Here is an 18,721-nt window from a genome sequence, read left to right as displayed (position 1 = left end):
AGCCCCGGGCTGCGGCCGGACTATGGACGTGACCGCACTCACCCCGCGTGCCCCTACCCCCGACCTTCGGAAAGGGGCCCCCGATGTTCCTCGCACTTCAAGCGGACGCCGCGACCGAGTCCGGACTCGACAGCTGGGTCGGACCGGCCGCCATCACCGTCGGCGTCCTGCTATTGATCGTCGCGCTGTTTCGCCGCAGCCGAGCCACACTGGCCAGGAAGCGAAGGGCGGCGCGGCCTGGTGCGGCCGATTAGCGGTGTCGCGCAGCCCTGAGCCGACCCGGCGTGCCGCGTGCGACGGCCGCCTGAGGGGGGAGGGGACGCATGACCGACACCACGCGGAACACCGACGAGCCATCGGTCGACCAGACACCGGCCCAGCGCCAGGCACCCGAGCAGCAGAGCGCCGAACGGCACCGGCACATTGACCAGAGCCAGAGCGCCGACCAGCGCTGGAAGGTCGTTCCCGCGCCGGTGCAGCAGCCCGCCGGAGCGGGCCGCATGGACCTGCGCACCACCATGGCCATCAACGCCGGACGGATGGCCGCGTCGCTGTCGCAGCGCCTCGGTCTCGGCTCCGGTGGCATGATCGGTGGCCGTCTCGCCTTGACGCTACAACCCAACCTCCTGCAGCGGTTGGCAACCGGGCGGCGTGTCGTCATGGTCACCGGCACCAACGGCAAGACCACGACCACCCAGATGGTCGCCGAGGCCGTGCGCGCGCAAGCCCCGGCCGTCAGCAACGCCACCGGCGCGAACATGCTCGACGGTCACGTCGCCGCCCTGATGACCCGGCTCGACGCCCCGTTCGCCGCGCTGGAGGTCGACGAGCTGCACCTGGCGCAGGTCACCGACCGCTTCGAACCCGCCGCGATCCTGCTGCTCAACCTCAGCCGCGACCAGCTCGACCGGGTCGGCGAGGTCCGCAGCGTGGCCGCGAGCCTGCAACGCGCCCTCACGCAAGCCCCCGGCACGCAGGTCATCGCCAACCGCGACGACCCCAACATCGTCTTCGCCGCCGCCGGCCACCCCAACGTCACCTGGGTCTCGGGCGGCGTGCGGTGGCGCGACGACGCGCTGAACTGCCCCCGGTGCGGCGCCTTCATCGGCGACGTCGACCGCGACTGGCGCTGCCAGTGCGGCCTGGCCCGCCCTCCGGCCGACTGGAAGGTCACCGACACCGGAGTCCTCGACGCCGCGGGCACCCACCACGAACTCGCCCTAGCCCTGCCCGGTCACGTCAACCGGGTCAACGCCACCTTCGCCCTGGCCGCCGCACTGCACCTCGGTGGCGAGGAAGCCTCCGCGCTCGCCCGGATCCGCCGCATCTCGCAGGCCGCGGGCCGCTACGACACCGTCCGGATCGGCGGACGCCGGGTCCGGCTGCTGCTGGCCAAGAACCCCGCCAGCTGGCTGGAGATGCTCGAACTGGTCTCCGGCAACGACGAACCGCTGGTCCTGGTGGTCAACAGCCGCGAAGCCGACGGCTACGACGTCTCCTGGTTGTGGGACGTGGACTTCGAGATGCTGCGCGGCAGGTCCGTCCAGGTCGCAGGCGACCGAGCACTGGACCTCGCGGTCCGCCTGCGCTACGCCGGGGTGCAGGCCAGCGTCGCCTCCACGGTCGAGGTCGCCCTCGGCAGCGCCTCCGGCGGCCTCCCCGACGTCATCGCCAACTACACCGCCTTCCGCGATGTGCTCACCAGGAGCCGCACATGACCGGGGAACGAGTCCGCATCGCCCTCGTCCTGCCCGACCTGCTCGGGACCTACGGGGACCGCGGAAACGCGATCGTGCTGGCACAACGCCTTCGCTGGCGCGGGATCGGCAGCGAGCTGGTCACCGTGCTCTCCTCCGACGACGCCGTGCCCGAGGGCTGCGACCTGTACCTCATCGGCGGGGGAGAGGACGTCGCGCAGGTCGCGGCCGTCCGCTTCCTGCGCAGGGGCGGAGGCCTGACCCGATCGGTGCAGCACGGGGTTCCGGTGCTGGGCATCTGCGGCGGGCTGCAAGTGCTGGGCACCGGTTTCGTCACCGGCGACGGGCAGCGCCACGAAGGTCTGGGCCTCGTCGACGCCTCGACCGAACCCGGGAGGGGACGCGCCATCGGCGAGGTCACCACCCAGTCCACGTTGGGCGGGATCGGGATGCTCACCGGGTTCGAGAACCACCTCGGCCGCACCACGCTGGGCCCGGGATCGCACGCGCTGGGCAGGGTGGTGCGCGGCATCGGCAACGGCCACGACGACGCCGAGGGCGCGGTCACCGGCCACGTCATCTGCACCTACATGCACGGGCCCGTCCTCGCGCGGAACCCGAAGCTGGCCGACCTGCTGCTGGAATGGGCCATCGGCGAGCCGCTGGCACCCCTGCCGGACCCGCCCGAGCTCAAAGCGCTGCGCACCGAACGCACCCGCGTGCACGTGCGCAACCGCAAGTAGGTCAGCGACGAGCGAGCCGGCCCAGCTTCCGCAGGGCCGGCTTCAGCTCCGGTGCCCGCAACAGCGCCAGCACCCCGAGGCTCACCGCGAGCACCACGATCCCGTGCACCAGCAGCGCCAGCCAGGCGTCGGCCATCGGGTTCAGCGGCCCGGTCAACGACCGCACCCCGGCCAGCGACGCCAACGAGCACAGCGCCCCCGCGGCCCCGGCCACCAGCGCGCGCACGCACCCCAGCAGCGTCGCCCCCGTGCGCAGCGACCCGATGCGGGCGCGCAGCCAGACCTGCCCGACGACCGCGCCCAGCAGGAAGCTCGCCGACATCGCAGCCGTCACACCGAGCACCAGGTCCTGCGGATCGACGGTGGCCAGCACGAGGTAGCACAGCGCGCTGCGCACCACGACCATGAACACGTTGATCCAGGTCGGGGTGCGCGCGTCGTGCATCGCGTAGAACGCCCGCAGCTGGAGCATGGTGATCCCGAACGGCACGACACCCGCCGCCGCAGCGGCCAGCGCCCAGCCGAGCCGCCCGGCGGCGGCCACGTCGCTGGCGCCCAGCGAGAAGAACGCCACCGCCAGCGGGCCACCCGCCACCACCAGGAGCGCGCTGACCGGCATCAGCAGCACCGCGGTCATCCGCGTTCCCCACGCGACGTCGTCGACGAACGCCCGGGTCCTGCCCGCGGCGGCGGCCTCGCTGATGCGCGGCATCAACGCCGTCAGCAGCGACACCCCCAGCACGCCGTAGGGGACCTGCGAGAGCAGCCAGGCGTAGTTGAACGTCGCGACGCTGCCCGGCGTGCCCTGCGCGGTGACCCGGGTGATCACGACCATCCCGGCCTGGCTGATCAGCGTGTAGAGCACCACCCATCCGGCCAGCCCGCCGAACTCCGACAGGCGCCGGTCCCAACCCCACCGCCAGCGGTACCGGAAACCGCTGCGGCGCAGCGACACCACCATCACCAGCAGCTGGGTGGTGATCCCCGCCAGCGTTCCCAAGCCCAGCACCAGCAGCTTCGGTTCGCCGATGCGCACCGGGTCGGTGGAGATCTCCCCGGGCACCAGCGCGTAGACGATCACGGTGGCGATGACGACGAGGTTGTTGAACACCGGTGCCCACGCGGGAGTGCCGAAGACGCCGCGCACGTTGAGGATCGCCTGCAGCAGCGCCGACATGCCGTAGCAGATGATGCCCGGCAGCAGCAGGTAGGCGAACGCCGTGGTCAGCTCCGCGTTGGCCCGGGTGTCGGCGCCCAGGTAGAGCGCGGTGAGCAGACCGGCGCAGGCGACGGCCACGGCGGTGGCGACCGCGAGCAGCACGCCGCCCATGGTGATCATCCACTGCGCGTAGGACTCGCCCTGCTTCGGCCCCTCCTGCTGCGCCCGCACCAGCAGCGGCACGGCGATGCTGGTCAGCACCCCGCCCAGCAGCAGTTCGTTGACCACGGTCGGGAGGGTGTTGGCCACGGTGTAGGAGTCGTTGACCGTGCCCAGGCCGAGCACCACCACCAGCAGCACCTTGGCGAGCAGACCGCTGACCCTGCTGGTCGCGGTGGCCACCGCCATCGCCGCGCTCGCGCGGGCCAGTGAGGGGCGTCGGACACCGGTGTCGGCCTGATCGACCACGTAGCCCCTCCCGTCGGCGGTTCGATGCTGAAGGTGCCACGAAACACCCGGTTTCGCCGGGTGGCGCCGGTCCGTGGCAGGCTGATCGAAACGCCTGCGGAAGGGGAGCGCGCGTGATCGTGTTCGGGGTCGTGCTGCTGATCGCCGGAGCGGTGGTGGCCGTGGTGTTCGGCGGTGACGCGGGAGGCTGGCTGTTGCCGGTCGGCCTGATGGCCGCGGGACTGGGCATCAGCCTCGCGGGCCTGGTCGCACGGCTGCGCCGGTCACCGGTGCGGGCCGCGGTGCGCGCGCACCGCGCGGGTGCGGCGGGCTCGCCGATCGACCGGCTTCGCGCGGTGCCCGCGATGGTGGGCACGACCGCACGCGGCCGCAATCCCGAACTCCCGCGCTACCAGCTGCTGCTGTGGCTGATCGCCGTGGTCTACCTGGTCTCCCCGATCGACTTCATCCCGGAGTTCCTGCCGCTGCTGGGCATCGGCGATGACATCGGCGTCGCGAGCTGGCTGCTGAGCAGCCTCTACGCGGAGTCGGGCAACTACATCGCCGCCCGGGAGAAGCCGCGCGAGGTCGAGCCGGGCGAGCCTCAGTAGGAGTCGCCCGGCCGGCGGTGCTGCGCGTCGGGTTCGTCGTCGGCCCGGCGGCGGTCCTTGCGGCGGCCGAACAGCCCGTGGTCGATCGACCAGTTGCCCGCGTTGAAGCCCATCGCGAGGGCGGCGGCGCCGACGGCGAGGGGCAGTTCGAACCCGTTCGGCGCGAACAGGCCGTGCGGCAGGTGCACGAACAGGATCGCCCCGGCCATGTTGATGGCCACCGCCAGCCCGACCAGCGGCAGCGCGATGCCGAGGATCAGCAGGATCCCACCGGCGAGCTCCACCACGGCCGCGTACCAGGCGGCGACCTGCGGGAAGGGGATCCCCATCTTGCCGAAGTTCTCGGCCGTGGTCGGAATTCCCCAGGTCACGAGCTTCTGCCACCCGTGCGCGATGAGGATGATCCCGATCCCGATGCGGCCGATCAGCGTGAGCAGGCTCCGAAGCGCGGTCATGTCGACTCCCGTGTTGAACACCTAGCGTCGAAGCACCAGTGTCACGGCGATCGAGACAACCGACATCTCGGACCGGTGTGACGGTGCGGCCCCGGCGGTCGCTCCCGCCGGGGCCGCACCACCTCAGGGCCTCACTTGAGCAGGTTGCGGGCCATGACCATGCGCTGGACCTGGTTGGTGCCCTCGTAGATCTGGGTGATCTTGGCGTCGCGCATCATGCGCTCGACCGGGAAGTCGCGGGTGTAACCCGCGCCGCCGAACAGCTGGACCGCGTCGGTGGTGACCTCCATGGCCACGTCCGAGGCGAAGCACTTCGCGGCGGCGGAGATGAACCCGAGGTTGGGCTCGCCGCGCTCGGCGCGGGCCGCGGCCACGTAGACCATCTGGCGGGCCGACTCGACCTTCATCGCCATGTCGGCGAGCATGAACTGCACGCCCTGGAACTCGGAGATGGACTTGCCGAACTGCTTGCGCTCCTTGACGTAGGCCAGCGCCTGGTCCAGCGCGCCCTGCGCGATGCCGACCGCCTGCGCGCCGATCGTGGGACGCGTGTGGTCCAGGGTCTTCAGCGCCGTCTTGAACCCGGTGCCCGGCTCGCCGATGATCCGGTCGGCCGGGATGGTGGCGTCCTCGAAGTACAGCTCGACGGTCGGGGATCCCTTGATGCCGAGCTTCTTCTCCTTCGGCCCGACGGTGAAGCCCGGGTCGTCGGCGTGCACGGCGAAGGCGCTGATGCCGTTGGCGCCCTTCTCCGGGTCGGTCACGGCCATGACCGTGTACCACTTGGACACACCGCCGTTGGTGATCCAGCACTTGCTGCCGTTGAGCACCCAGTTGTCGCCGTCGAGGCGGGCGCGGGTCTTCATCGCCGCGGCGTCCGAGCCGGCCTCGCGCTCCGACAGCGCGTAGGACGCGGTGGTCTCACCGCCGGCGATCGCGGGCAGGACCTGCTTCTTGAGGTCCTCGGAGGCCGACAGGATGATCGGCATGGTGCCGAGCTTGTTCACCGCGGGGATCAGCGAGGAGGACCCGCACACGCGCGCGACCTCTTCGATGACGATGCAGGTGGCCACCGAGTCGGCGCCCTCGCCGCCGTACTCCTCGGGGATGTGGGTCGCGGCGAAACCCGCCTTGACCAGGGCGTCGAGCGCTTCCTTGGGGTAGCGCTCCTGCTCGTCGACCTCCGCCGCGTGGGGCGCGATCTCCTTCTCGGCGAGGGCGCGCACCGCGTCGCGCAGCGCGTCGTGCTCCTCGGCGAGCTGGTAGGTGTCGAAGTTCGGGTCCACCGGGTCCCTCCCTAGTCCCGTCGCATCGCCGCGGCGGGGTTTCGTCGCAATGCCGCCCGCGTCACGCGGCGGACCGTTGTCGACGTCATCGTAACGGCACTGAGTGCCACTAGCAATTCGCCGGTGCTATATTCCGGCCATGTCCGAGGCAGTCGCTGCGGCGCCCAAGTCCCGTTCCGGACGCACTCCGCACGGCCGCCGGAAGGTGCGCAGCGCGATCGCGGTCGCGGCGCTGGAGAAGTTCGCCGAGCAGGGCTTCGAGGCGACCACTGTGGACCAGATCGCCGAGGCCGCCGGGGTCGGCAGGCGGACCTTCTTCCGGTACTTCCGGTCCAAGGAGGACGTCGTGTTCCCCGGGCACGACGAACGGCTGGCCGAGGTCGTGGAGCTCCTGGAAGCGGCCCCCGCGGACGCCGACCCGCTGGTGGTGCTGGGGGAGGCGGCGGAGTTCGTGCTCGGGATGTACCTGGAGGATCCCGAGGTCTCGCGCAAGCGCTCGGAGCTGACCAGGCAGGTTTCCTCCTTGCGGGACAAGGAGATCGCGAGCATCGACCGCTACCAGCGCGTCTTCGCCCGCTACCTGCGCGCCCGCTTCGTCGATCAGCCCGATGGCGAGCTGCACGCGGCCGTCGCCGCCGCGGCGGTGGTCGCCGCGCACAACCACGTGCTGCGCCAGTGGCTGCGCAGCGGGGGAGAGCTCGACGCCAGGGCGGCGCTGCGGCACGCCACCGACCAGCTCGGCGAAGCGCTCTCGGGCCAGTGGCCCGGGGGGAGGTCCGATGAGGACCAGGACCGCGAGTCGGTCGTGGTGGCGGCGGTGCGCACCTCGGCGTCGTCCGAGGTGGTCCTCAAGCAGGTGCGGGAAGCCCTGCGCGGAATCGAACGCTGAATCCACGGCACTGAGTGCCGGAAACGATCTCGATCAGTCACGTGTTGATTACATTCGTGGCTTCAGTGTCGAATGAAAACAATGCGGGGCAGGGACGGCCTCACCCGGACGCCGCCACCCACCCCGCATCGAAGAGGAGTGCCCTCAGCGCACGAACGCCTCGATGGCGTCGGCGCCGGCAGCAGCGCCTCCCGAGGAGCGCACGACCTCGCGCATGCGGGCGAGGTTGGCGCGAACGTCCGGGTCGGCGGCCACCCGGTCGACGGTGTCGCGCAGCTCGGCCGCGGTGACGGTGTCGGAGTCGAGCGCGGCGCCGAGCCCCAGCTCCTCGCCGCGGGCGGCGTTGGCCGACTGCTCGGGCATCTGCGGCACGGCGATGAGCGGAACGCCGGCGTGGAGCGACTCCATGGTCGAGTTCATCCCGGCGTGCGAGACGAACGCCTTCGCGTGCCGCAGCACGGCGGGCTGCGGGAACGACCGGCGGACGTCGAAGGTGGGCGGGACCTCGCCGAGCTCGGCCAGGTCGATGCGCGAACCGACCGACATCGCCACCTGCCACGGGCTGTCGGCGAACGCCTCGATGCACAGCCGGTAGAACTCCGGACGCTCGTTGAACGCCGTTCCCAGCGAGATGAACAGCAGCGGGCGTTGCGGGTCGGCGGGGGAGTAGGGCTCGTCCGCGCGGTCGCCCAGCAGCGGTCCGATGAACCGGAAGCGCTCGTCGAAGGTCTCGTGCTGGAGTTGGAACTCCTCGGGCAGGAACACCAGGTTCAGCGCCGCCGGGGCCCCGCCGAGGAAACTCGGTGCCTCGACGCCGAATTCGGCGCCGAGCTCGCTCAGCGCGGTCTGGATCTGGAGCAGGGCGTCCGGCGGCGGGAAGCCCGCGGCCTGGGCGTGCTCGGCCATCACCGCGGTGCGCAGGTCGAACTTCTCGTTGCCCGCGAAGTTGGGGACCAGCGCGATCGCCGGGATCCCGAGCTTCTCGGCGAGCATCCGTCCGTAGGCGGTCATGCCGTCGCTGCACACCGCGTCCGGTGGGGCGTCGCCGAAGTGCTCGAGCAGCACCGGCAAGCACGTGCGGACGTCGTCGACGAAGAACTCGGCCATGGTCCGCATGCGCTCGGGGGTGAAGTGCTGCCCGCGGCCACCGAGCTCCGGGATCTTGGTCGGCAGCTCGATCACCTCGGCGCCGGTGGCGCGCACGGGCTCGATCGCGTCCGCTCCGACGGCGTAGGTGACCCGGTGGCCGCGGTCGAGCAGTTCGGTGACCAGCGCCAGCGTCGGGTTGACGTGCCCGAACGCGGGCACGCTGGTGAACAGGAAGTGCTTCTTCATGGCTCCTCGAGAAGGGTTACAGCGGGCGGCGGAAGCCGCGGACCGCGATGGTGATGCCGATGGCGCACAGCAGGGCGCTGGTGGCCAGCGCGGAGATCACGCCGGTGCCGGTGGGCAGGGCCAGCGAGAGGTTGCGGGAGGCGTCCACGGCGTAGGTCAGCGGGTTGATCTTGGCGACGATGCCCAGCCAGTTCGGCAGCGCCTGGATGGGGACGAACGCGCTGGAGGCGAACATCAGCGGGAACATCGCCAGGAACCCGATGCTCTGCATGACCTCTTCCTTGCGCAGCCAGGCGCCGAGCGCGAGGAAGATCCACGACAGCGACCAGCTGACGAACAGGGCGAGGCAGAACGCGCCGAGCGTGCCGGCCAGGCCCCCGGCCGGTGCGAAGCCGAACACGAGGGAGGCGACGGTCAGCAGGACGATCAGCTGCACCGCGGTGCGCACGAGATCGGAGAGGCTGCGGGCGATCAGCACCGAGCTCATCCCGATCGGTAGCGCGCGGAAGCGGGCGATCACGCCGTTCTTCATGTCGCTGACCAGCCCGACTCCGGACTGCATGGCGGCTCCGATGCCGGTGGTGACCAGGATGGCCGGCATCAGGTAGTTGATGTAGCTGCCGCCCTGGGAGGCGACGTCGCCCATCATGGCCTTGCCGAAGACCTGGCTGAACAGCACGAGCATGATCAGCGGTTGCAGCAGGCTGAAGATCACCACGCGCGGGTCCTTGACCACGGCGCGCAGCGAGCGGCCGGTGAGCACGCGGATCTGGGTGGGGTAGGAGGCGCCGCGCCATCGGCGTGGGGTGGCCGTGCGCGCGGCGGGCGGGGAGGGGGCGGTGGTGGTCATGGGGTTCCTCAGGCGGCGGGGGCGTCGTGGGCGAGGGCGAGGTAGACGTCGTCGAGGGTCGGCTCGCCGAGCCCGAGGTCACCGATGTCGATGCCGGCGTCGTCGAGCGCGCGGACCACGTCGGCGAGCTGGCGGGAGGCGCTGACCGGGATGGTCAGGCGCGCCTCGTCGTGCGCGGGGTCGAAGCCCGCGGTGCGCAAGGCGCGCAGCGCGTCGGTGACGTGGGAGCGCTCGGTGAGGGTGGCGTTGACGGTGCGCTGGCCGACCTGGGCCTTGAGCTGCTCGGCGGTTCCGGTGGCCACGACCTTGCCCGCCGACAGCACGGTGATGGAGTCGGCGAGGCGGTCGGCTTCGTCGAGGTACTGGGTGGTGAGCAGGACGGTGGTGCCGTCGGCGACGAGGTTCTCCACGATCTGCCACAGGTTGAGCCTGCTGACCGGGTCGAGTCCGGTGGTGGGCTCGTCGAGGAAGATCACGTCGGGGTGTCCGACGAGGCTGGCGGCGATGTCCAGCCTGCGCCGCATGCCGCCGGAGTAGGTGCGGGCCGGGCGTCGTGCGGCCTCGACGAGGTCGAAGGTGTGCAGGAGTTCATCGGCCCGCTGCTTGGCCTCGCGGCGGCTGGCGCCGAGCAGTCGGGCGATGAGCACGAGGTTGTCGTAGCCGGAGAGCTGCTCGTCCACGGCGGCGAACTGGCCGGTCAGCCCGATGCGGGCGGTGACCTCGCGCCGGTGGGTGACGACGTCGAGCCCGGCGATGCCGGCGGTTCCGCTGGTGGGCGGTAACAGCGTGCTGAGGATGTTGATCAGCGTGGTCTTGCCGGCCCCGTTGTGGCCGAGCAGGCCCAGCACGCTGCCTTGGGCGACGGAGATGCTGACGTCGTCGAGGGCGGTGACGTCGCCGAACTTCTGCGTGATGTGGTGCGCTTCGATGATCGGATCGGTCATCGGGACTCCTGGGGGTCGGTGGTCTCGGCCAGGGCTCCGTGCAGCAGCACGTCGACGCGGGCGCGGATCGCGGCGGTGTGGTCGACCTCGGAGGTGGCCGAGGCGGTGGCCGTGAACCGGATGCCGAGCACGAGCGCCTGCAGGTAGCTGGCGAGGTCCTCGGCTGGGATCCGCAGCTCCTGCGGGTCGACCAGCGAGGCGAGGGCGGTGGTGAGGTCGCGGATGAACTGCTCGCGCACCTCCGGAAGACCTGCGGGCTTTCCCCCGGGGCCTCCGCGCAGGTCGAAGCCGGAGGCCGCGAGCGTGTGGACGAGTTCGCCGAAGCTGGTGAAGTGCTCCAGAAACAGCTGAGCTGCTTCGGTCAGCCTGGCGGCGACGTCGATGTCGCGGGGGACCGCGCGCACGGTGGCGCACAGCTCGTCCGGGCGCAGCGCGGCTGTCACGCAGGCGTGCAGCAGCTCGGTCTTGTCGGCGAAGGCGCGGAACACGGTGCCTTCGGCGATCCCGGCGGCGTGGGCGATCTGCTTGGTGGTGACGTGCGCGCCGTGCTCGCGCACGAGGGGCAGCACGGCCGTGACGATCGCTTCCCGCCGCTGCTCGGGGCTCATCGCCGAGGCGCGCCGGCGCGGTGGTTCAGCACTCACGCCACCAAGGTAGGAGTGAGTGCTCACTCATGTCAATGAGCGGGCACTCACTCCGCACGGAGTTCGAGTGGTCGCTAACCTCCGTGACTTCAGTGCTGAATGAAATGAAGTCACCACAGCAAAAGGCAGCACAAACGCGGAGGAGGAAAGCGGGGAGGGCGCGCCGCCTGGTCCTGGGAGGTGTTGCTGCGACCGTGGGCGGCGCGCCGGCTCAGCGGGTCAGTCGTAGCCGCGGATGACGTGGCTTTCGTCGTCTTCGGTCTCGACTGATTCCCGGCGGGTCTGGACCGGCAGGTCCAGGTCCACGTCCGGGTCAAAGGAGTCCTGCTGGGCTACTCGATGATCTGAGAGCGTCATGGCGGGGCTCCTCTCGGCAACGGATTTCACCGGCCGATCGTCCGTCGCGAGTGGACAGATCGCATGTGGGACGCGCCCCGCGGGCTGGGGAATCCCCCGGACGAGCTGGCTTTCTTCTCAGTATTAGCTTCTATAACTTCAGTGGTAGCTGAAATTAATGCTTCGCACCCAGGCTCACCCAAACACTCAAAAAGACGCGCAGGATAGTGCACGAACAAGGGGAATCGGCGTTCAGTGACAGCCTCGCTGACACCCGTGCCGAAGGACGGGCGGCGTCGCAGGCCGCGCAACGCCGTGGGATACGCGACCCCGAGCGCCTTCCTCGCAGCGTTCCGCCGAATCGTCGGCACCACCCCACCCGGGCACCACCTCAATGGAGAACCCGTTCTCGACGTTTAATTCACGTCGCCTACGCCTTAAGTCCTGTCAGAATGATGCGCATCCCGGCGCGGAATTCGACCTCGGGGCGACTCGTGACGGCAGCGTGCGCGAGCTCGATCAGTTTGGGAAACCGCTCGGACGGCAGGGCCCCGACCCGGTCGGTGATCGTCGTGAGGTCCTCGTCGCGCGCAACGGACAAGGGGCCCGCGAGTTCGGCTTGTGCGAACCCGGTAACGAACCCGGACACAGCACGGAATGCCACCAGCAATTCAGCGCCGGACCTTCCGCTACGTGCGAGCGCGCGCAACAGAGCTTCGGCTGGCAGGAGTGTCGCCAGGTCATAGCTGCGCCGGGTGAGAATCAACGGGATGGCATGCGGGTGAGCGCGCACGGCACACCAGATTCCCTCGGCGACCGCGAGCACCTCGTCACCCCAGTCGCCGGACGCTGCGGAGTCCCAGCGTACTTCTGCCATCACAGCCTCGGTTACGAGCTGCTCCAGCCCCTCACGTCCGTCGACGTAGTTGTAGATCGTCATCGGACCGGTCCCCAGAGTCGCGGCGAGACTGCGCATGGTCAAGCCTGCGAGGCCCTGGTCGTCGACCAACGCGAGTGCTGCGACCTGTAGCTGCTCCCGCGTGAACTTCCTGGGGGCGGGCATGCTCCTCCTTGATTAGGTACGTCGTACGTGTTTAACTGCCACTGTTCACGTACATAGTACCTAATTGAGGCGTCATGACCATCCGCACTTCCTTTCCGTCCGGCCGCGACCACTGCGCGGCGTGGCTTACTCTGCCGGGCGGTCCAGGCCCGCATCCGGTCGTCGTGCTCGTGCACGGTGGGGGCGCGACCCACGAGATGATGCTCGGCCAGTACGAGACGTGGTTCGCAGAAGCGGGTCTTGCCGTGCTGGCTTTCGACTTCCGTCACCTTGGTGAATCAGGTGGCCAGCCCCGTCAGGTGGTCAGCCAGCGCCGGTATGCCACGGACGTCGATTCGGCGCTGGCGTTCGTCCGCGCTCGCCCCGAGCTTGATGCCGGCCGGGTCGCGCTCTGGGGAACATCGTTCGGCGCGAGCCATGTGCTCGCCGCGGCGGCTCGCGATCCCGAGCTCACCGCTGCGGTCGTGCAATGCCCGGTGTTCAGCGGGCGCGCCGTCGTCGCCAAGGCGGGAATACGGCATCTCGCCCGGTTCACTGTGCCGATCATCTCTGACCTGGTGCGCACTGCGCTGCGGCTTCCCCGTCGGTACGTGCCACTGGTCGGCCGGCCAGGCGAGCTTGCCTTCGTCAACCAGCCCGGCGCGCTGGAAGGTTGGCAGTCGGTGACTCCTCCTGGCTGCCAGTTCGACAACCGCATCGCGGCCAGCTCCGGGCTGGGCATGTTGTTCTACAACGCCGCAGCCCACGCCGCGCGCGTGCGGTGTCCACTCCTCGTGTGCGCATGCGACCACGAGAACCTCATCGATCCCGCCATCGCGGCGGAGGTGGTCGCCATGGCACCGCGCGGCGTCCTAGAGCACTACGCCGCCGATCACTTCACCGTCTACCACCCGCCTGTCGTCGAGCGGATCGCTGCCGATCAGCTCGACTTCCTCACCACTCACCTCGAGCCGAAAATGTGGTGAGAACACCTTGGAGCGCATTCACGACGTCTTCGGCGGCCTGCCACCACTGCCACCACTGCCGCATCGCCAGCAGCACGCACAGCTCCCAGCAGTGACGGTAGACCCCAGGCGAGGCTCAACGGAGATCACGCGTCCAGAAAGGGGCGTTTGCCGCTACTCCGACGGGCCAAGCGTTTTCGCAGGTGATCAAACCTCAACAAGTCCGACCAGCCCTCCGGCGCTTGGCGGAGATCCTGTACGGCTGCTACTCAGGCCCCAAGACGGCGAGGTCAGGCCTTCGGAGTCAGGCGGGTGCCTGCTCGTGCGCCGAGGAAGTCGGCGTTTTCGACGACGGTCCTGCCGGCCAGGCACACCCACGGGATGCCCGCCGGTGCTCGCATCGGGTCTTGGTAGTCGCCGACGTCCACGACGGTGTCGGCGTCGAAGGCCACGAGGTCGGCGACCATGCCGGGGGCGATCCGGCCGCGGTCGGGGATGCGGAAGGTCTCGGCGGGCAGGGAGGTCATGCGGCGGATGGCCTCGGGCAGCTCCAGCACGCCTCGTTCGCGGACGTAGCGGCCCAGGACTCGGGGGAAGGTGCCGGTCATGCGCGGGTGCGGTCTGCCGCCGTTGCCGGGTGGCAGGCCGTCGGAGCCGATCATGGTGCGGGTGTCGCGGAGGGCGAGTTCGAGGTCGTCCTCGTGCATCGCGAAGTGGATCATCGCCACGCGGAGCTCTTCGGTCACCAGGACGTCGATGAGGGCGCTGATCGGGTCGGTGCTCCGAGCGTCGGCGATGTCGGCGAGGGTGCGTCCCTCGTGGCGGTGGCTGGGTGTGGTGGCGATGAGGATGCGGTCGAAGTGGGTGGTCTCGCCGATCGCGGCGGTGAGCTCGGCGTGCGCATCGGTGGCGGTGAGCTTGGCGAGGGTGTGCTCGGAGTCGCCGGTGAGGTAGTCGGTGGGCAGCATCGAGGTGAGGGTGGTGGAGGAGGCGGTGTAGGGGTAGACGTCCTGGTGGACGGTCTGCCCGGTCTCGCGGGCCCGGTGGATGCGGGCGAGGGCGTCGGGCATCGTGCCGCCCCAGTTGCGCGGGCTGGTGGCCTTGAGGTGCGACAGGTGGGTGCGGCCGGCGACGTGGCCGATGCGCAGGGCTTCGTCGATGGCGTCGAGGAGGTGGTCGCCTTCGTCGCGCATGTGGGTGGCGTAGAGGCCGTTGCCGCCGAGGACTGCGGCCAGCGCGGTGAGTTCGTCGGTGGTGGCGAACAGCGCCGGTGGGTAGATCAGGCCGCTGGAGAGTCCGAAAGCGCCTGCGGTCATGCCTTCTTCGAGCATCGCGCGCATGTGGTGGAGCGCGTCGGCGTCGGGGGCCGCGTCGGTCATGCCGGTGGCGGCGACGCGCAGGGTGCCGTGGCCGATGAGCGGGCAGTGGTTGGTGATGTGGCCTGCGGTGTCGGTGGCGTGGAAGAGCTCGGCGAAGCCGGTCCAGGTGGTGTTGAGGGGTGGGAAGAGGCGTTGCAGGAACGCGTTGTGGACGTCGGCGTGGGTGGTGGTGCGGGGTGCGAGGCTGAATCCGCAGTTGCCGACGACTTCGGTGGTGACGCCCTGCAGGATCTTGGTGGTGTCGTGTTCGGTCAGCAGGGGTGCGTTGTCGGCGTGCGAGTGGACGTCGATGAAGCCGGGTGCGAGGACGAGTCCGGTGAGGTCGCGTCGGGGGTGGTGCGGGGGCAGCGTGCCGGGTGGTTCGACGGCGGTGATGTGGTGGTCGTCGATGAGGACGTCGGCGGGTCGCAGGGGTGTGCCGGTGCCGTCGGCGATGAGTGCTCCGGTGAGCAGCTCGGTCATGGGCGTGCCTTTCTGGGAGCTGGGTCTCATCGGGAAATTCCGGCGGCTGGGGGTGGTGTTGTCGATGTTGTGGGAGAGGGGTGCGACGTGCACGGTGAGTTGAAGGTGCCGGGTGGCAAGTTGGTGGTGGTCGACCTGGAGGTGGTCGATGGCCGGTTGTCGGACGTGCGGTTGAGCGGGGATTTCTTCCTGGAGCCGGATGAGGCGTTGGAGGCGATCAACGCTTCGTTGGTGGGTGCGCCGGTGTCGGCGGAGCCGGAGGAGTTGGTGCGGCGGATTCGGGGTGGGTTGCCCGAGGACGCGCGGTTGGTGGGGTTCGGTCCGGAGTCGGTGGCCACGGCGGTGCGTCGGGCGTTGTCGCGGGCGTCGGGGTGGGGTGATCACGAGTGGGAGTTGGTGCGTGAGGGTGCGCGGTCGCCGTTGATGCACATGGCTTTGGACGAGGTGCTGGCCGAGGAGGTGGGTGCTGGGCGTCGGGGTCCGACGTTGCGGTTGTGGGAGTGGTCGTCGGCTGCGGTGATCTTGGGTGGGTTCCAGTCGGTGCGCAACGAGGTGGATCTGGATGCTGCTGCGCGGCTGGGGGTTGAGGTGGTGCGTCGTGTGACCGGTGGTGGGGCGATGTTCGTGGAGCCGGGGAACACGGTGACGTATTCGCTGTACGCGCCGCCGTCGTTGGTGGCGGGGATGTCGGTGGCGGAGTCGTACCCGTTCTTGGACGACTGGGTGTTGGGTGTGTTGCGGGATCTGGGGCTGGACGTGTGGTATCAGCCGTTGAACGACATCGCTTCGGGTGGCGGGAAGATCGGTGGTGCGGCGCAGAAGCGGATGGCTTCGGGTGCGGTGTTGCACCACGTGACGATGTCGTACTCGATCGATGGTGCGAAGCTCGGTGAGGTGCTGCGCGTGGGCCGGGAGAAGTTGTCGGACAAGGGTGTCGCGAGCGGTGCCAAGCGGGTGGATCCGCTGGCACGGCAGACGGGTTTGGCGCGTGAGGTCGTCATCGAGCGGCTGATCGAGGGGTTCCGGTCGCGGTTCGGGCTCGTGGAGGGGCCGGTGAGCGCGGTGGAGGAGGCGCGCGCTGGGGCGTTGGTGGAGTCGAAGTTCGCGACGGATGCCTGGTTGTGGCGGGTGCGGTGATCAGGTGATGACGTTGGGGACGCCGGGGGTGTTGCGTTTGCGGCGGAGCCAGATCTTGCGGGTGCCGTCGGCGTAGAGGAGGACGCGGGAGAGTTCCCAGCCGGAGTATTCGGCGTGGATGCTGAGTTGGGTCGCTGCGCTGATGCGGGTGATGCCGGGTGGGAGGCGCAGCGGCCGGTATTCCCAGTCGGTGTCGGTGTTTTCGGTTTGTGCGGTCACATTCTCACCACCTGGTATCCGGCGCCGTTGGCGGAGGCGATGTAGAGGGTTCGGGTGTCGGGGTCGATGGTGATGGTGTCGGGTTGGCTGATGGTGGGGATGCGGTGGGTTTCTCGGGGTTCGCCGCCTGCGATGTCGTAGCCGACGAGTTCGTTGGTGGCGGTGAGGGTGACCCAGGCGGTGTCGGTGGTGGGGTCGTAGGCGAGTGCGTAGGGGGCGCCGGGGACGGGGTAGCGCTGTTTGAGGATGAGGGGGTCGGTGCTGAATGCGAGGAGTGCTTGGCCGCGGGTGTCGATGGTGAGGATGCGGCCGTAGCGGTCTTGGGTGGTGTTGGTGGCGCCTTCGCCTGCTCGGAGTCCTGCGCCTTTGTCGCCGGTGGTGGTGTTGATGGGGGTGATGGCGGTGGTGAGGCGGTCGAGGACGTAGAGCTGGCCGGCGTGGTGGAGGAGTTGTGCGGGGCCTGGGAACTTCTCGGTGGTGGTGCCGGGTTGGCCTTGGTCGAGGATGGTGATGGTGCCGGTGTCGCGGAGGGCGACGGCGGTGCGTTGGGGGTCGAGGTCGATGGCGTCGACGGGTGCGCCTGCGACGGGGGTGGGGTGTGCGGTGGTGGTGCGCAGGTCGATGCGGGTGATCTGGTGTGCGTCGGGGAGTGCTGCGAGGACCTGGCCGTGTTGGGCGTGGATGGTGGCCGGTGGTGCGGGCAGGTCGAGGGTGCGGCGGTTGCCTGTGGTGGTGTCGATGAGGTGGAGCTGGGGGCCGGCGGCGAGCACGAGGGTGTGGGTGTCGCGGTCGTAGGCGGTGTGCTGGGTGGGTGGTGCGGGATGCACGGTGCCTGCGGGTGGGGTGGTCGCCGGGGGTGAGGTGGCGGGTGTGGCGGCGGTGAGGGTGTCGGTGACCTGGAGGGGGTCTGTGCTGTCGTCCATGCCGCACCCGGCGAGGAGGGTGAGGGTGAGGCAGGTGATGACCAGACGACGCAACGAGGTCCTCCTGTGGTGGTGCTGCCCTGCGGTGTTGCCGCTTCCGCTGGGTGGTTTCTGCTTCCTCCAGCATCCCTGATCGGGGGATGGTGGGTGCAGGGTGCCCCCTTGTGGGTGGTGACCCATCAGCTTGGCACGTCGTGGGTGTGGCGGGAAGTGCTACTGGGTTTCGGGGTAGGTGTGCTGGGGTGCGCTGATGTCGTCGAGGGCGGCGCGGATGGCTGGGGGGAGGGTGAGGTCTTCGGTGGTGAGGGCGGTTTTGAGTTGGGGTGTGGTGCGGGCGCCGAGGATGGGGGCGGTGATGCCGAGGCGGTCGCGGACCCAGGCGAGGGCGACGTGGGCGGGTGTGGTGTTGAGTCCTTCGGCTGCGGTGAGCAGGGCTTGGACGATGCGGGCTGCGCGTTCGGTGCGGTGGTGGTCGACGTAGCCGGCGAGGTGGGTGGTGGCGCCGCGGGAGTCGGGTGGGGTGGCGTTGCGGTATTTGCCGGTGAGGACGCCGCGGCCGAGGGGTGCCCAGGCGAGGATGCCGAGTTGGTGGTGTGCGGTCGCGGGGATGACTTCGCGTTCGATGCCGCGTTCGAGCAGGGAGTATTCGACTTGGGTGGAGATGAGGGGTGTGCGGGTGGGGTGGTGGTGCTGGTGTGCGGCGGCGGTGGCGGTTTGCCAGCCGGTGTAGTTGGCGATGCCGGTGTAGCGGACGCGGCCGGTGGTCACGGCGGTGTCGAGGGCGGCGAGGGTTTCGTCGAGGGGGACGCTGGGGTCCCAGGCTTGGAGTTGCCAGAGGTCGATGTGGTCGGTGCCGAGGCGGCGGAGTGATTCGTCGAGGGCGTTGAGGAGTGCGCCGCGGGAGGCGCCGCCGCCGAAGGGGCCTGGTTTGCGGCGGGCGGCGGCTTTGGTGGCGAGGATGATCTCGTCGCGGGGGATGTGGTGGGTGAGCAGGTCGCCGAGGATTTCTTCGGCGTGGCCGTCTTGGTAGACGTCGGCGGTGTCGATGAGGGTGCCGCCTGCGTCGTGGAAGGTGGTCAGCTGTTCGGCTGCGTCGTCGGCGGTGACGTCCAGGCCCCAGGTCATGGTGCCGAGGGCGAGGCGGGAGACGCGGAGGCCGCTGTGGCCGAGTTGTCGCTGTTCCACGGTGTTGCAGGGT

19 protein-coding genes are annotated in these 18,721 nt (G+C 69.7%); 6 read left to right on the top strand and 13 right to left on the bottom strand.

What is annotated here, in order from left to right; translation table 11 throughout:
• Window positions 1-323: 323 nt before the first annotated feature.
• Both AB0J91_RS12965 and AB0J91_RS12960 read left to right on the top strand, forming a co-directional pair.
• Window positions 324-1,718 (top strand): MurT ligase domain-containing protein, encoded by a 1,395-nt coding sequence (locus AB0J91_RS12965; RefSeq protein WP_363867573.1) that lies wholly within the window; start codon window positions 324-326, stop codon window positions 1,716-1,718.
• Window positions 1,715-2,440, top strand: coding sequence for a glutamine amidotransferase (locus AB0J91_RS12960; protein WP_363867571.1), 726 nt, complete (start codon window positions 1,715-1,717; stop codon window positions 2,438-2,440). Before AB0J91_RS12965 ends, AB0J91_RS12960 begins: the two co-directional genes overlap by 4 nt.
• A 1-nt stretch (window position 2,441) precedes the next feature.
• On the opposite strand, the gene murJ is transcribed toward AB0J91_RS12960, so the two are convergent.
• Window positions 2,442-4,067 carry a murein biosynthesis integral membrane protein MurJ gene (gene murJ / locus AB0J91_RS12955; protein WP_363867568.1) on the bottom strand — a complete coding sequence of 542 codons (1,626 nt, stop codon included), beginning with the start codon at window positions 4,065-4,067 and terminating at the stop codon, window positions 2,442-2,444.
• 113 nt (window positions 4,068-4,180) lie between these two features.
• On the opposite strand from murJ, the gene AB0J91_RS12950 reads away from it, so the two are divergent.
• Window positions 4,181-4,657, top strand: coding sequence for a DUF1232 domain-containing protein (locus AB0J91_RS12950; protein ID WP_363867565.1), 477 nt, complete (start codon window positions 4,181-4,183; stop codon window positions 4,655-4,657).
• Here the strand turns inward: AB0J91_RS12950 and AB0J91_RS12945 are convergent.
• Window positions 4,651-5,112, bottom strand: coding sequence for a DoxX family protein (locus AB0J91_RS12945; RefSeq protein WP_363867562.1), 462 nt, complete (start codon window positions 5,110-5,112; stop codon window positions 4,651-4,653). The genes AB0J91_RS12950 and AB0J91_RS12945 overlap by 7 nt on opposite strands.
• A gap of 131 nt (window positions 5,113-5,243) precedes the next feature.
• Window positions 5,244-6,398: an acyl-CoA dehydrogenase gene (locus tag AB0J91_RS12940; RefSeq protein WP_363867559.1), complete on the bottom strand. Its 1,155-nt coding sequence runs from the start codon at window positions 6,396-6,398 to the stop codon at window positions 5,244-5,246.
• Between the two features lie 139 nt (window positions 6,399-6,537).
• Between AB0J91_RS12940 and AB0J91_RS12935 the strand changes: the two genes are divergently transcribed.
• Window positions 6,538-7,287, top strand: a complete 750-nt coding sequence (locus AB0J91_RS12935; RefSeq protein ID WP_363867557.1) for a TetR family transcriptional regulator — start codon at window positions 6,538-6,540, stop codon at window positions 7,285-7,287.
• Between the two features lie 144 nt (window positions 7,288-7,431).
• Here the strand turns inward: AB0J91_RS12935 and AB0J91_RS12930 are convergent, their stop codons facing one another.
• The 6 genes from AB0J91_RS12930 to AB0J91_RS12905 form a co-directional block, all read right to left on the bottom strand.
• Window positions 7,432-8,622 (bottom strand): macrolide family glycosyltransferase, encoded by a 1,191-nt coding sequence (locus AB0J91_RS12930; protein WP_363867553.1) that lies wholly within the window; start codon window positions 8,620-8,622, stop codon window positions 7,432-7,434.
• A 16-nt stretch (window positions 8,623-8,638) separates the two neighbouring features.
• Complete coding sequence (locus tag AB0J91_RS12925; protein WP_363867550.1) at window positions 8,639-9,472, bottom strand: ABC transporter permease; 834 nt, start codon at window positions 9,470-9,472, stop codon at window positions 8,639-8,641.
• Window positions 9,473-9,480: 8 nt separating this feature from the next.
• Window positions 9,481-10,416 (bottom strand): ATP-binding cassette domain-containing protein, encoded by a 936-nt coding sequence (locus tag AB0J91_RS12920; RefSeq protein ID WP_363867547.1) that lies wholly within the window; start codon window positions 10,414-10,416, stop codon window positions 9,481-9,483.
• Entirely contained in the window at window positions 10,413-11,060 is a 648-nt protein-coding gene (locus AB0J91_RS12915; protein WP_363867544.1) for a TetR/AcrR family transcriptional regulator, read from the bottom strand. The genes AB0J91_RS12920 and AB0J91_RS12915 overlap by 4 nt, the downstream gene beginning before the upstream one ends.
• Before the next feature lie 219 nt (window positions 11,061-11,279).
• Window positions 11,280-11,417 (bottom strand): hypothetical protein, encoded by a 138-nt coding sequence (locus AB0J91_RS12910; RefSeq protein WP_363788390.1) that lies wholly within the window; start codon window positions 11,415-11,417, stop codon window positions 11,280-11,282.
• A 409-nt stretch (window positions 11,418-11,826) separates the two neighbouring features.
• Entirely contained in the window at window positions 11,827-12,459 is a 633-nt protein-coding gene (locus AB0J91_RS12905; protein WP_363867542.1) for a TetR/AcrR family transcriptional regulator C-terminal domain-containing protein, read from the bottom strand.
• Between the two features lie 74 nt (window positions 12,460-12,533).
• Here AB0J91_RS12905 and AB0J91_RS12900 point away from each other — a divergent pair, with 74 nt between their 5' ends.
• Window positions 12,534-13,424, top strand: a complete 891-nt coding sequence (locus tag AB0J91_RS12900) for an alpha/beta fold hydrolase (RefSeq protein WP_363867541.1) — start codon at window positions 12,534-12,536, stop codon at window positions 13,422-13,424.
• Window positions 13,425-13,693: 269 nt separating this feature from the next.
• Here the strand turns inward: AB0J91_RS12900 and AB0J91_RS12895 are convergent, their stop codons facing one another.
• Window positions 13,694-15,244, bottom strand: a complete 1,551-nt coding sequence (locus tag AB0J91_RS12895) for a D-aminoacylase (protein ID WP_363867538.1) — start codon at window positions 15,242-15,244, stop codon at window positions 13,694-13,696.
• Between the two features lie 87 nt (window positions 15,245-15,331).
• Here AB0J91_RS12895 and AB0J91_RS12890 point away from each other — a divergent pair, with 87 nt between their 5' ends.
• On the top strand, window positions 15,332-16,381 hold the full coding sequence (locus tag AB0J91_RS12890; protein ID WP_363867535.1) for a biotin/lipoate A/B protein ligase family protein: 1,050 nt from the start codon (window positions 15,332-15,334) through the stop codon (window positions 16,379-16,381).
• Here the strand turns inward: AB0J91_RS12890 and AB0J91_RS12885 are convergent, their stop codons facing one another.
• The 3 genes from AB0J91_RS12885 to AB0J91_RS12875 form a co-directional block, all read right to left on the bottom strand.
• Window positions 16,382-16,600, bottom strand: coding sequence for a DUF5703 family protein (locus AB0J91_RS12885; protein ID WP_363788394.1), 219 nt, complete (start codon window positions 16,598-16,600; stop codon window positions 16,382-16,384).
• Window positions 16,597-17,577: a hypothetical protein gene (locus AB0J91_RS12880; protein WP_363867533.1), complete on the bottom strand. Its 981-nt coding sequence runs from the start codon at window positions 17,575-17,577 to the stop codon at window positions 16,597-16,599. The genes AB0J91_RS12885 and AB0J91_RS12880 overlap by 4 nt, the downstream gene beginning before the upstream one ends.
• 159 nt (window positions 17,578-17,736) lie before the next feature.
• Window positions 17,737-18,708, bottom strand: a complete 972-nt coding sequence (locus AB0J91_RS12875) for an aldo/keto reductase (protein ID WP_363867530.1) — start codon at window positions 18,706-18,708, stop codon at window positions 17,737-17,739.
• Window positions 18,709-18,721: the final 13 nt, after the last annotated feature.

It is taken from the genome of Saccharopolyspora sp. NPDC049357, from assembly GCF_040677225.1.
Taxonomy (GTDB): domain Bacteria; phylum Actinomycetota; class Actinomycetes; order Mycobacteriales; family Pseudonocardiaceae; genus Saccharopolyspora.
Note: the sequence above shows the minus strand (reverse complement) of the source record. Positions and strands in the feature narration are given on the sequence as shown.